This window comes from Pectobacterium aquaticum, from assembly GCF_003382565.3.
Taxonomy (GTDB): domain Bacteria; phylum Pseudomonadota; class Gammaproteobacteria; order Enterobacterales; family Enterobacteriaceae; genus Pectobacterium; species Pectobacterium aquaticum.
This window is the reverse complement of the sequence record NZ_CP086253.1, coordinates 665463-678317: the sequence shown is the minus strand read 5'-3', so window position 1 is coordinate 678317 and position 12855 is coordinate 665463. Positions and strand designations below refer to the sequence as shown.

Annotated in this window: 12 protein-coding genes and 1 pseudogene; all 13 read left to right on the top strand. The window is 44.9% G+C overall.

The features are described 5' to 3' along the window. The first annotated feature begins 1 nt into the window (after nucleotide 1). The 13 genes and pseudogenes from DMB82_RS03180 to DMB82_RS03120 all read left to right on the top strand — a co-directional run bounded on the left by DMB82_RS03180 (nucleotide 2) and on the right by DMB82_RS03120 (nucleotide 12812). A complete protein-coding gene (locus DMB82_RS03180; protein WP_116164126.1) occupies nucleotides 2-712 on the top strand; it encodes a hypothetical protein in 711 nt (236 codons plus the stop codon). Further along, a complete protein-coding gene (locus DMB82_RS03175; RefSeq protein WP_116164124.1) occupies nucleotides 709-1725 on the top strand; it encodes a phage integrase in 1017 nt (338 codons plus the stop codon). Before DMB82_RS03180 ends, DMB82_RS03175 begins: the two co-directional genes overlap by 4 nt. An 840-nt stretch (nucleotides 1726-2565) precedes the next feature. After that, complete coding sequence (locus DMB82_RS03170) at nucleotides 2566-3663, top strand: ISAs1 family transposase (RefSeq protein WP_116166572.1); 1098 nt, start codon at nucleotides 2566-2568, stop codon at nucleotides 3661-3663. Nucleotides 3664-3693: 30 nt separating this feature from the next. Further along, nucleotides 3694-3813 (top strand): annotated as a pseudogene (locus DMB82_RS03165) (IS5 family transposase); the annotation flags it as partial. 101 nt (nucleotides 3814-3914) lie between these two features. Further along, entirely contained in the window at nucleotides 3915-5375 is a 1461-nt protein-coding gene (locus DMB82_RS03160) for a DUF726 domain-containing protein (RefSeq protein ID WP_116165046.1), read from the top strand. Nucleotides 5376-5558: 183 nt separating this feature from the next. Further along, entirely contained in the window at nucleotides 5559-5798 is a 240-nt protein-coding gene (locus tag DMB82_RS03155) for a hypothetical protein (RefSeq protein ID WP_116165044.1), read from the top strand. Between the two features lie 193 nt (nucleotides 5799-5991). Next, nucleotides 5992-6951 (top strand): ATP-binding protein, encoded by a 960-nt coding sequence (locus tag DMB82_RS03150; protein WP_116155691.1) that lies wholly within the window; start codon nucleotides 5992-5994, stop codon nucleotides 6949-6951. A gap of 18 nt (nucleotides 6952-6969) precedes the next feature. Then, nucleotides 6970-8241 (top strand): hypothetical protein, encoded by a 1272-nt coding sequence (locus DMB82_RS03145; RefSeq protein ID WP_116155692.1) that lies wholly within the window; start codon nucleotides 6970-6972, stop codon nucleotides 8239-8241. Further along, nucleotides 8238-9986, top strand: coding sequence for a hypothetical protein (locus tag DMB82_RS03140; RefSeq protein WP_116155693.1), 1749 nt, complete (start codon nucleotides 8238-8240; stop codon nucleotides 9984-9986). The genes DMB82_RS03145 and DMB82_RS03140 overlap by 4 nt, the downstream gene beginning before the upstream one ends. An 11-nt stretch (nucleotides 9987-9997) precedes the next feature. Then, entirely contained in the window at nucleotides 9998-10642 is a 645-nt protein-coding gene (locus DMB82_RS03135; protein ID WP_116155694.1) for an OmpA/MotB family protein, read from the top strand. Between the two features lie 185 nt (nucleotides 10643-10827). Next, nucleotides 10828-11522, top strand: a protein-coding gene (locus tag DMB82_RS03130; RefSeq protein WP_228400042.1) for an IS1 family transposase whose coding sequence is annotated in 2 segments (ribosomal slippage) — nucleotides 10828-11071 and nucleotides 11071-11522 — 696 coding nt in all. Because the reading frame shifts where the segments join, the coding sequence is not laid out codon by codon here. A gap of 118 nt (nucleotides 11523-11640) precedes the next feature. After that, on the top strand, nucleotides 11641-11874 hold the full coding sequence (locus tag DMB82_RS03125) for a hypothetical protein (protein ID WP_102118098.1): 234 nt from the start codon (nucleotides 11641-11643) through the stop codon (nucleotides 11872-11874). Nucleotides 11875-12542: 668 nt separating this feature from the next. Next, nucleotides 12543-12812 carry a type II toxin-antitoxin system RelE family toxin gene (locus DMB82_RS03120; protein ID WP_116156487.1) on the top strand — a complete coding sequence of 90 codons (270 nt, stop codon included), beginning with the start codon at nucleotides 12543-12545 and terminating at the stop codon, nucleotides 12810-12812. Nucleotides 12813-12855: the final 43 nt, after the last annotated feature.

Below are 12855 nucleotides of genomic sequence, written 5' to 3'. Positions count from 1 at the left end.
TATGTTTAGCTTTTTAAAAAAAATATTTTCTAACTCTAGCAATGGAAATTCTGATACCACCTCAGAAGTTGATAGCATGGGTAACTATATCTATGAGGATAATTTAGACCTAGATTCATATCCTTTTAAAATGGTTAATCAAAAGGCTGTCTTATGGAATGGAATACCAGTAGATGTTGAATTTTCATATCTAAACGATCTCGAAAAAAAAGAAAGGATTCAAGGGAAAGTACAAGAGATAGCGATATCTGAAAAAGGTGAGTTTATTCTACAAGTAAATGATAAAGTCGATGATATAACCCATAGCATTGAAGAAAGGTACATCGAAACAAAAATTCTTGTTGGAACAGTACGATTTAATTTTAAAGACTTTTGCAAACAAAAGCTGAAAATTAACACGCAAGAAATGTTCTCCTACGCGAAAGCTGTAAGACATGGGGCCTGCACGCTGACTATCACTAAGGAGATCCCCCCAATACTTACATCCTTCACTTATGTAAAAGACAAGGAACGTTTTAAAACAGAAACACTTATTGATCGGATGCTAGAAAACAAACACGGCTTTGTAAGCATATCAGGTAAAAACCCGAACACAGGCGAGCGGAGTTATTTTGAGATACAAAAAATAAACACAATGATTAAAAGCGAAGGACATAATAAATATAAGCGTGATGAGTGGGTTAAAATAATTTTCGGCACTTCTGATAAATGAGTATAAAGAAACAAACCGATGGAAAATGGCTTCTCGATTTCTATCCAGAAGGTAAACCAAAGGGCAAGCCCAGCAAAAGAATTCGTAAGACGTTCTCCACAAAAGGTGAAGCCCTGGCGTATCAAAAACACGTTATTGAAAACCTACATAACAAGCCGTGGTTAGACGGAAAAGAAGACCGACGCACGCTGCGACAGCTGGTCTATATGTGGTTTGATGAACACGGAATCACGTTGGATGACGGGGAAAAGCGCAAGAGTTCGATGGAATACGCTTGCGAGTGCATGGGGGAACCAACCGCGCACGAATTCGATACCACAATGTTTTCTCTGTTTAGAAAGAAGCGCCTATCGGGGGAATTTTCCCGCACATCACGTATTGCACAGGTAACCCCGCGCACTGTTAATCTTGAACTGACCTACTTCCGTGCTGTATTTAATGAGTTAAAACGGCTGGGACATTGGAAGCATGAGAACCCGTTAGAAACCATGCGACCATTCAAGACAGAAGAAAGCGAAATGTCATTTCTGACAAAAGAACAGATAGATCTTCTTTTGAAAGAATGCCAGAACAGCCGCTCAGAATGTTTATATGACGTGGTGCGCGTTTGCCTAGCCACTGGTGCACGATGGAGTGAATCAGAATCCCTGCGGCGAGCGCACGTCACGCCGTATCGGATTACCTTCATGAACACAAAAGGAAACCGCAACAGAACCGTGCCCATTAGCCAGGCACTTTATGAGTCACTGCCACAGACAAACGGTGCGCTATTTACTCCTTGTTATTCAGCATTCCGTAAGGCGATGCAGAGAACGGGAATAGAATTACCAGACGGCCAACTTTCCCACGTTCTACGCCATACCTTTGCAAGCCACTTTATGATGAACGGCGGCAACATTTTGGTACTACAACGGATACTCGGCCATACCGATATAAAAATGACGATGCGTTATGCGCATTTTGCCCCCGATCACCTGGAAGAAGCTATCAAGCTCAACCCGCTAGAGAACTAAAAAGATGCCCCCTTTCTGCCCCCTCAGAACACAAACCCTCGTCAACATTCGATAATATTCGTTTATTAAACCATTGATAAACAACGTAACACATTGTTTTTAAAGGGTGGATCATGGTTCTCATAATCGCTTGGTCGCTGGTTCAAGTCCAGCAGGGGCCACCAAATTCAAGGAGTTGCGTTAATAGCGCGACTCCTTTGTTTTTTCGGGGATATGCCGGGGATATTTTGCAGGGGTAATCATGGTGATTATTGGCTATTTTATGCTCACACTATAGCTTTACAGCCCTGATCGGTTCGATAGTTCACTTCTCTGAAAACGCATATATAAGCAAAAGTATGTTAGTTCAGTCGGTTCAGTTGGTTCAATTTGTAAAGACGGTTGTTTTAACTAACTATTTCCTCAAAAACTGAACCGACACCATGCCATTTTGAACCAACACGAACCCCTGATTGAACCAACATCATGATCCGCTGCTGCCGTTACCGTTTGAGTGGGTACAAAAAAACCGGCTCTGTAGCCGGTTCATATGGTGATGCGTTCTATTGAGCGCGCTTATACTGCCAAAGGAAAAGCGCCCATTCCCCAAAATCTACCCGGTTCGCATAAAATAAATAGGAGCGAAATGTCTCGTCTGAGATTGACTTGTCGCGTGTCATAACTGCCCACATGCGCAGCCCTTTAGCCAGGTAAGCAACACAATTGTTATATACCATACCTTGCGTATTCCACGGCATATCATGGGGCCAGGGCGGGATCCCACTTTATTTATTGAAATAGAGAACTTATTTCGATTTTATTGATCTGAGTTTTATCTCCACTAACTCTCAGTGAAAGACAATGACTATCTTTAATTATATCAATGAAATACCCGACCCACGCTGCGAAACGAATAAAAAGCATGAATTGATGGACGTCATTTTCCTCACCTTTACCGCTGTGCTAAGCGGTGCATCGGGATGGAAAGCCATACAGCAATTCGGTGAGTGCCAACTCCCGTGGCTGAGACAGCATTCTCCTTTTGCTAATGGCATTCCAAAACGTCACTGTATCGCCAATATTATCAAGGCATTAGATAGCCAGTCCCTGATGTCGGCACTGTTAAGCTGGATTAATGAACGTCGCAGCAGTAATGGCAGAAAACAGATAGCGATTGACGGTAAAACGCTTCGCGGAACGGGCAACGGCTTTTTAGCGCAAGCTCTGCATGTCGTCAGCGCTTATGACATTGGCAATGGTATTGCGTTGTATCAACAATCTACTGAAAGCAAAGGTAAAGAAGGACCGGTGGCCCGTCAGCTTATTGAATGTCTGTCGCTGGAAAATGCGACCGTCACGCTGGATGCGCTTCATTGTCAGGTGGAGACATTGCGGCTTATCTGTCAGCGTAAAGGCGAGTTTATTGTCGGCATTAAAGGGAACCAAAAAAAGCTGTATGAATTTGTTAAACAGCGTTTTTCTTCATGTTATGCCGATGAAGGACTGGCGACGCATACGGAAAATAATCAAGCTCATGGGCGGACGGAATATCGTCAGGTGATGCAGATAGATGCGGACTTTCCTGAGGAGTTAAAACAACGCTGGCCGACAATTCGTACGTTAATAGAAGTGGTGAGTGAGCGTGGTGAACGGGGAAAGGTGGTACACAGAGAGTCGCGTTGGTATGTCAGTTCATTGGGGGTAGACGCACGGGTAGCGTCACAAATGATACGCGAGCATTGGTGCATAGAAAATCAACTGCATTGGGTATTGGATGTGGTTTTCAGAGAAGATGAGATGAACCTGAAAGACGCGGAAGGGGCAGCGCATATGGCGCTGTTCAATCGAGTGGCGTTGAGTGTCCTGAAACAGCATGAAGGAAAAAAAGATAGCATAGCGGGCAAACGACAATGTGCCGGATGGTCAGGAGATTTTCGTAGCGAGGTTATCTTTGGTTAATTCATCAACAAAGTGGAATCCCGCCCTGGCTTTGCGATACTTAAAGAAAATCGCCGTATTGCCACCCGCTCGGAGAAAACAGCCAGAAACTACCTGAGTATGCTAAAACTGGGAGCGATCAGGTTATTTTTAAAACGGTTGTTAAGTTAAGGGACACGGCCTAGGAAAAAAGTTCAACGAATGGTTCAGATGTATAAATAATAGGATTACTTGATTTATATCAAGAGGGAAAGTTTTTCTTTGAGGTGATCATGGCTAGGAGTGAGATTTTTTTTGATTTTTGTAATACCTCTCGTGGGGACATTCTAAACATTTATATTCACGGGTATTCTGCTGTTACCAGCGATGCTGAAGAAAAAGAACTGAAGAAAAAAGTTCCTCTTCGTGCTAGTAATACCACAAATGTCTTTATGTTTTGGCCAGCAGGAAATGCCAAGGATATTGATTATAAAAAATTGGCTGGTTACGCCATGCTAAATATTGCAGGAGTAGTAGGGGCAACAACCAGTCTCACGTGGGATGCTATAAATAGCTATCTAGATACAGAGAAAAGTATACCTAAACATGCAGATGAGTTTCTTTCAAAACTCAATGAATTTATAAACAAAGAAAAAACAACCTATAAAGAATTGAATTTTTATGGGCACTCGCTAGGTGCCAGAATGATCATTGAAACATTTCTTAAGCTCCCCAATAAGTTTAAATCCCTCAATGTAAATAATGTTGTCTTTATGGGGGGGGCGCGTCCGCTTGAGACGGAAGAGTGTAAGGTAATATTGAATACTATATCCGGCTCTATTTTTAATATCCACTCTGACGGAGATAGGATATTACAGTTTATCAAACCTGACCTGGAAAAATGTATTGGTCGCTACCCTATTAAAGCACCAAACGATAGCATTGAGAGAGTAAAAAACCATGCCTTTCACTGGCTTGGTCACATGGACTATTGGGATAACTTGCATGGCATTATCAATTACCTGAATTTGGATCATGCGAGTACGCACAGTCTCATTCCTTTGGGCACAAATGGAAGCCAAGTTGTGAACCCTTTTGCTGTACAGGATGTTGGATTGTACTTACCTCTGTGTCACGCGACTGAGCAGGAAAAGAAAGTTCTCGCTGGTATATTGTGCCAGAGAAAAAGTGCAGCAATACAGAAATATGAAACCAACCCTGTTTCGCTAACTCACGAACTCCAACTGATGGGGGGAGATTCAGTTGCTAACAAAGCCAGGGGACATGGCGTTTGCTATCGAGAAATACTGGATGATGCTGCCGAAAAGTTGGGCATTCCTCAACATGAGAACCTTGGGTTCATTTCCTTAGAAAAAGCCATCTATGCCAAAGTTGTATCTCTTATTCGGGAAAAACTTGAAACGACTTCTGAGAAAGAAAAAATAGATTACCTTAAGATTTTAGCTAAAACAGGAGAAATTCCCCAGGGTGCATTACATTATTCGGCTCTTTCGTTAAGTGCGCTATTGTCAATAGGCTCACTTATTGCGGGTCGCATCGCAGCTGGCTCTATTCCTGTTGTTGGGCAATTGGTGGGGGCGGTGTCTTTATTGGGCTCAGGCGTGAAATATTTTAGTGGCCCTGCATTTTCTGTAACCATTCCGTCAATCATGGTGATTCATCAAATTCGAAAAAGAGTTTCACAAGAAATTGGTGAAGGCTTTCTGTTCAATGATGAATTGAGAAAGCGATAATCATTCATTATTGCGTCATCTAATGTGTCAAATTCATTCTTCTGCTCATGTGGCGACATAGATTGTCGCCACTCTCTGTAAAATAGTCACCAACATGTAGTAGATAACGCAGCCTTTTGGCGATGATCTTTCTGTGCATGTTTTGTTAAACAGTCCAGATCATGATTTGTATAAGATTGCTTTATGAACATTGATATTTTTAGTGACTGTATGTTTATTCGTGGTGCGTTTAAATTCTTTGCTCATCAACTAAATACAGATATGCACATTGTTTTTTTGATGTTGGTTTATATATATTGGCTAGAAGGAGAAACCACAGCAGCTATTGCAATTATAATGAAAACGGCACAAATTAGCGGTAATATTGATTGTCGACATTACAAGCTGTGTGATGACGTAGAAATAAAAAACCATACTTTTTAAAGGATGAAAAACGCACAATTCTACGGTAGCGAAAATGCGACAATACATGTCGATTTTTACTCAAGTGCTTAAATTTTTAGCCGATAACTCCTAAGTAAAATTTTCAGTAATAACTATCCTGGAAATTTCGGAGCTAAATATTTAGCAGGCTAATTTTTTTGGTGTTCCTTTTCTTTCCATGGATGAAAGACTCATGACGACACAAAACAACGCCCCCGCGCCACTCAGGCCACCATTATCTTCACTTGAACGAGGGGAAAGTAATAAAGAAGGCTCAGGGATTGGGTTAATACAAAATCCGCGATTTACCCTCGATAAAGACGTTATTTTATCGCACTCCACACGCACTGCATTGGATGAATGTCTGGCTCGACTCCGCTTTCATCAAACTATCTACCAACAGTGGAATTTTTCCTGTGTCGATCCGATGGGAAGAACTGCCATTCTTAATTTTTATGGTCCGCCTGGAACGGGAAAAACCCTGTGTGCTGAAGCGCTGGCAGGGCAACTTCGCATGCCTTTCATTGCGCTCGGCATTGCTGAGCTGGAAAGTAAATTTATGGGGGAGACTGCCAAGAATATTCAGGCTGCGTTTGCCACGGCAAAGGAAACTGGCGCGTTACTCTTTTTTGATGAGGCCGACACGTTACTCGGTAAACGACTCTCTTCTGTCACACAAGGTGTCGACAATGAGGTGAATGCAATGCGTTCGACCTTACTGATTGAGTTGGAGCGTTTTGAAGGGATTGTCATTTTTGCCACTAACTTTGCCCGAAATTATGATGAAGCCTTTCGTAGCCGCATTGGTTACCACGTTGAGTTTACCTTGCCTGATCTTGCTGCGCGTCAGCAGCTATGGAACAAATTTTTGGTTGCGGAGATTCCGTTATCTCAGGCGAGAGAAACGCTATTAGAGGCTGTCAGCGATCTTTCCGAAGGGCTTGCCGGTCGTGAAATTCGTACGTGTATGCGTCTTGCACTGCCTAAAGTGTTGCTGGAGGCCGAACAGGAAGAGATAACGCCACAACTTGGTATCAGTCACTTACGCAGTGCCATCGAACAAGTTTTTGCTTCTCATCAAGCGATTGCCACGCATTCAGGGCGTACAGCGAGTGAAGTCAGCACGGCAAAAAAATTATTAGGTATTCAATAAAAACAATAGGAGATAAGCATGGGATGGTTTTCAAGTTGTGTGAGCTGGGTCAGTAGCACAGTCAGTTCTGTGGCGAGCACGGTTGGGCGGGTATGGAATACAGCCAAAGAAACCGCAGCTAAAGCAGTTTCCTGGATGGCAGAAAAAGCGGAAACCTTTGTTGGAAGTGTAAAAAGCGTCTGGGAGAAGGTGAAGCCGTTTATCAGCAATGTGATCCGCCCTATCGTTCAGAACGCAGCAAAACTGGCAGGGAAAGTGTTACCGCAATTCCCGTGGATTGGTGGTGCATTGCAAGCACTTGATAAAGCGCTTGGGCTGTTAGTTGAATGGGACAAAAGTGAGTTAGCTAAACGCATTGGTAAAGCCATTGAATGGGCAATAAAAAAAGCTAAACAGCTTAAAGACTTGTTCCTCACGCAGGAAGAAATGGACGAAGCGCGTGAGCATGAAGAAGCGCTACGCGAAGCCCGCAGCCAAATGCGTGGTGAAGCTGCCAGCGCAGTTGATCTCGCTAGCTTGATTACCCTCTATGCTCAACTCTCCACAAAAATTAAGGATGTAGTGGAGAATATCCAAATCAACGATTTTGAGCATTACCTTCGTTTGCGTGCGTCTCAAAAGCTGCTGAAAGATACCGAACAACATCTGACGCGTGCACAGGACATTAATGCGATAACTGACGACGATTTGTTCCTGATTGAAACTGGCAACGAATTGTTGAAGCCCAATCCACAATTGAGTGATGAAGCGGCACAACGTCTTGATCGCGTTGTGATGGCGCGTTTCGGTAAGAAACTCATTCCTTTTGTCTTTGAAGAAATGATCATGGCCTGGGGTTATAACCTGCAAGATATGGAAAATGACTGGAAATCTTTGAATGGCGATCTTTCCAAAGAGCAGGTATTGCTGCGTCGTTTGCAGATCGGTCAGCGCCTTGACGATCTCCAGGCAGAAGAGGTTGTAATGCTGAGAGAGCTTGAAGCTCGCTTACCTAAACTACAGGCTGAGATGGAAGCAAAGCGTAAACGTACCAATGAAATGCGCAACTATGTTTTTGCCGCAGAAGGTTTTTTGCAAATGTTGGAAAAAGAGCCAGAAGAATTTGAGGGCCAGGAATATCTGATGGAAGACAGCAGCGCGGTCGGTATGGTGATTATTGAATGTGCGCAGTTTGGTAAACGTTGGGAAGATCTTGATAGTGAACAGCAAAGCTTGATTATCGATTTTGCCAACATCTTTGAAAAAGCCAGCCGTGAACGTGCCAGTAAACTGGTTGAGGTGGCAGCATGACTTTTCATGAATTTCTCGCTTTTCTCTTGCCAGAGTTCGACATTATCCAATTGATGTTTGGCGGGGTGATGCTGTTTCTGGTTCTCCTGACAATAGTAAAGCTTTCACGCCAGGCTAACGTCAAATTTTGGGAAAATAAATGGCAGGGGAACGTATCCTCAGAATCTACGGATGCACTTGATGTTGAACATGGTTCTGTAAATGAGATCAGTGAAGTTGTCGCCAGCCCAGCCGAAAAAATGGCTGATATTATGCCTGGAATTTTGCTAATTCTAGGGCTGCTGGGAACATTCCTTGGTCTCGGAATTGCGCTGAATAAGGCATCGGACATATTGATCGATGCAAATTCCGCAGGGATGGATAGCGCCATGTCCAACCTAATGGGAATGATGGAAGGACTAGGGACAAAATTTAAGACCTCTACGTGGGGGATCAGTGCATTCCTGATACTAAAGACCTGGGTTGCTGCCAAAGGCTATGACGAAAAACGCCTGCGCTGGTGTACACAGAAGATGAAAGCCGCGTTTGAGCTATCTCGCCAGAATAAACGTATCGAACATGAACAGGCCCAGCAGCGCTTACTTGATGCATTGCAAGGAGGATTGGATTGCGCTCAGCGCGAGGGGGAAGCAACACGCCAGTCGCTGCAAACGTTGCACGCTGGGCTAGAACCTTTATTAAAGATTCTCGTAGATCAAGGCTATGAAGCATCGTTACAAGATAAGAACCGTGAGAATCACATGGCAAAACTCAGCGATATGTTGCAAACCACACAACAACAGTTGATAGCAAGCGATCAGGCTCAATCGGAACAGAATCGGCAACAGCTGGCTGAGCTGACGACAACGCGTGAATCACTGCAACGCTTTATTGATGCCAATAGCGATAATCTTGTCGCTATACAACAGTCAGCAGGGAAAATGGCCCATGCAGCACAGGAAATGGGCGATTCAGCGGGAGACTTACAAGGCGCAATTGGTGATTTCCGTACAGGTATTACCGATATGCTGGGAACGGTGAAAAACGATCTAGGTTCCACCATTAATCAAATGGGTGAAAGCTTTAGCCAGAATATGGGCTCGATATCCACCAGTATGGCAAACGCGACGGATGGTATCTCTCATGCGGTTTCCGATCTTTCGCAAAACGTTGGCACCACCATGAGTGAAGTGCGTGTTTCTATCGACCAATCGATGAAAACACAACGCGACGCCCAGCGTGAGTTCATGATCACCAGTGAAACATTGAACGAGAAAGTGATTGCGATGACGAAACTGGTTGATGATATGCGTGAGCAAATTGTTAATGGACTTACTGCCGTATCCAGCAGCAATCGGCAGGTTGCAAGCTTGAATAATCGTTATGCGGGTATGACGGAGTCTGGCGAGAAAAGCGCACAAGCGCTCGAAGAACTGGTCAACGAACTGCAAGCTATGCAGCAACATAGTCCTCTACAGCCGGGAATGGACGCCATTAATGCGGGAATCAGTCAACTGGTGCGCAGCATTGAATTATTGCGTGATGAAACACTAAGTAGCGCAGATGCCTCCACGGCTCTCTCTTCGCTGGACGACAGGTTAATTGATGCACTCAAAGAGTTGAGCGTGATCCGTGAAACCCTCTCTTCGCCAGAACGGGAACGGTTAGCTCAGCAGTTCGAACTGACCCTGAAACCGATAGCTGCAACGTTAAAAAGCCTTGATAAGACGTTGATGACATTGAATACGGCTGACAACGCCGCCTGAGGGGATTGTTCATGAAAGACAAACCCAATGAGTGGGTCTCTATCTCGGATTTGATGTCAGGAGTGATGGCAGTAGTGATGTTGCTGCTGGTGATGTCGGTACTACAGAAAACCTGGTCAGATATCAAACATAAGCAAGAGATGGAACAAGGAACCAATGCACAACGCGCTAAAGTCGGCGAGATGCTGGGCAGTATCAAAGCGTCACTTAATGGTACTGCAAACGAAGGGCTGGTAGCACTGGATGTGAACTCACAAAAAATCACCTTGCGTGACGGTGTATTCAATCGAGGGAGTGCGTGTATCGCGCCACAGGCCAATCAAGCTTTTGCCACGATTGAGACACAGGTGGTGCAGTTTCTCAACGAGTTCACCACCGGACAGGTGTTTATTGAAGGGTATACCGATAACTTGCCGGTAACACGTCCGGTGACGAACTTTGAGAGCTTTTGCACGGTGTATGACGACAACTTCACGCTATCGGCGGCTCGTGCGAGGGAAGCACGTAAGTTTATCGTGGGCGATCTTGCCCCAGCCATTGCGCGTCGGGTAATTGTCGCTGGATACGGCGATTCTCAGCCGATCCCTGGTGTTCCACCCGAAGATGCGCGCCAACGTCGTATTGAGGTGCGTTTCGTCCTACCGGAAAAATCGTAAACCATGTATTGATAGGCAAGCCAGTGCTGGTGGTCACCCATCATAATGATAGGTGACCACCATACTCTGTTAAGTGTAATAAATCAGATGGATAAACATGCAGTTGAGTGGCGATTGGCTCAGACAACGGTAATGCCTTCAATCGATAGAAATTTCTGTTACCCTATGGGTATTTGAGGTTTTCTGTGGCTACCGTTACCGTCCATTGTCCCCGATGCCATTCAGATGAAATTTATCGCCATGGTCGTAGTACTTCACAACACGAGCGCTTTCGGTGTCGGTCATGTAAACGTGTTTTCCAGTTGACCTACACCTATGAAGCGCGGAAGCCGAGAGTCAAAGAACAAATCGTTGATATGGCGCATAACGGTTCCGGTGTGCGCGATACCGCCAGAACGCTGAAGATAGGCACCAACACCGTCATACGTGCTTTAAAAAACTCTCTCCCCAGCGCATAACTTCTTCTCCGGTCGCTCACGCCGACGTAGCCCTTATCTGTGAACTTGATGAGCAGTGGGCCTTTGTTGGCAGCAAAGCCGTACAACACTGGCTCTGGTATGCTTACGACACCAAAACCGGCGGTGTACTGGCCTACACCTGCGGTCCACGCACCGGTGAGACATGTCGGGAGTTGCTGGCCCCTTTGACGCCGTTCAGCATTGGCATGATAACCAGCGACGGCTGGGGCAGCTATGCCAGAGAAGTGCCGAAGGAGAAGCACCTGACAGGTAAAATTTTTACACAGCGCATTGAGCGTAACAATCTGACGCTCCGTACCCGCATCAAGCGTCTGGCACGCAAAACGATTTGCTTCTCACGCTCAATTGAGGTTCACGAGAAAGTCATCGGTTCCTTCATCGAAAGATACATGTTCTACTAATTGGAGGCATTACCCCCGCGATTATGTTTGTCGCCGGCGTATTACACCGAAGTATACTTTTGCTGGCCTGCAACCAGATGAAGAATTGGGTGTATTACACAACGCTGGGGATCAAGACATGAAAGGCAGCAGTAACGGTAAAACACGGGTAAGGACATTGCGTGTACCTCACCAGATCGACGCAGAGATTGAGCGACAGTGTAAACGGTCAAAGCGTGGCTACACTGCGCTGATACTGGATGCAGTAACAACCTATCTGGCCAAAACACCAGAGTCTGATAACACCAGCACAGCTACGGCTGAGTCCATTTACCACATGAATTTTGATGAACGCTTCCCGTTCCTGAAGTAATCCTTTCCCATCCGGTGTAATACGACTTTTTCCAGGCAAAAGACCGCTTACACCGCACCTGACTCTGCCAAACATTTTCTATGCTGCGCTTATCATTAAGTGAGCACAGATCAGTCTCACCGTGGTTTTCAACCAAAATAATTCACAAATAAAAAATAAATATCATGCCTATATAACAAGGATTAGCAATTGGCTACCGCTTTCATGTAAACCCCTAGAAACGATTTTAAGCGTTCCATTTTGATGGATATCACAGGGCATGTCTCATACTGCGTTAAATAAGCATGGTCTTTCTTACAGCAAATAAACATCGGTATCACCCAGATCCCTCAGCGCGCAATTGTCCCCCCTCCACGCCCGCGCATTAAAATGGCGCGTTTTTGTGCAGTTGTGCAGCAAGGGCAAACCCGCGCCAGAACTGGTGCGAAAAGGGGTAGATAGCATCAAAAAAATTGTGCATTTTCGTGCAACGTTGTGCGGTGATTTTATCCGGTGTTCTTGCCACTATTTCATCGCATTGCCCCACACCGTAATACAGAAATACCGCGCCTAAAAAATAGGGTTAAAACGCTATGTATAGGCACAAGACTTTGACAATATAGGGATTAAACCCTATATTAATAATGCGCGACGCAATAGACTGGCTTTAAACATTCAGGGAAAACAGGATGGCCCACATAGTCTGGATGGGTAAGGCGGTTAAAGACCTCCGCAAACTCCCAGCCAACGATCAGAAAGCAATTCAGGCGAATGTGAATTCACTGGAGGAGTACCCCGTAACAAAGAGTAAACCGCTCGATATTACCAAGCTGACAGATCGCGGTAGCCAGTATCGCTTAAGGGTAGGAAATTATCGTGTGCTGTTTGAGATACAAAAGGGGGAGCCAGTCATCATTGAGATTCAGCGTGTGTTGCGCCGCACCAGTACCACGTACTAAACACGCAGCAAAGCCGTGCCAACATGAGACGATATGAAACGTT

Coding starts and splice junctions, on each gene's coding strand:
- DMB82_RS03180 (WP_116164126.1), top strand. CDS start 2: ATGTTTAGCTTTTTAAAAAAAATATTTTCTAACTCTAGCAATGGAAAT.
- DMB82_RS03175 (WP_116164124.1), top strand. CDS start 709: ATGAGTATAAAGAAACAAACCGATGGAAAATGGCTTCTCGATTTCTAT.
- DMB82_RS03170 (WP_116166572.1), top strand. CDS start 2,566: ATGACTATCTTTAATTATATCAATGAAATACCCGACCCACGCTGCGAA.
- DMB82_RS03160 (WP_116165046.1), top strand. CDS start 3,915: ATGGCTAGGAGTGAGATTTTTTTTGATTTTTGTAATACCTCTCGTGGG.
- DMB82_RS03155 (WP_116165044.1), top strand. CDS start 5,559: ATGAACATTGATATTTTTAGTGACTGTATGTTTATTCGTGGTGCGTTT.
- DMB82_RS03150 (WP_116155691.1), top strand. CDS start 5,992: ATGACGACACAAAACAACGCCCCCGCGCCACTCAGGCCACCATTATCT.
- DMB82_RS03145 (WP_116155692.1), top strand. CDS start 6,970: ATGGGATGGTTTTCAAGTTGTGTGAGCTGGGTCAGTAGCACAGTCAGT.
- DMB82_RS03140 (WP_116155693.1), top strand. CDS start 8,238: ATGACTTTTCATGAATTTCTCGCTTTTCTCTTGCCAGAGTTCGACATT.
- DMB82_RS03135 (WP_116155694.1), top strand. CDS start 9,998: ATGAAAGACAAACCCAATGAGTGGGTCTCTATCTCGGATTTGATGTCA.
- DMB82_RS03125 (WP_102118098.1), top strand. CDS start 11,641: ATGAAAGGCAGCAGTAACGGTAAAACACGGGTAAGGACATTGCGTGTA.
- DMB82_RS03120 (WP_116156487.1), top strand. CDS start 12,543: ATGGCCCACATAGTCTGGATGGGTAAGGCGGTTAAAGACCTCCGCAAA.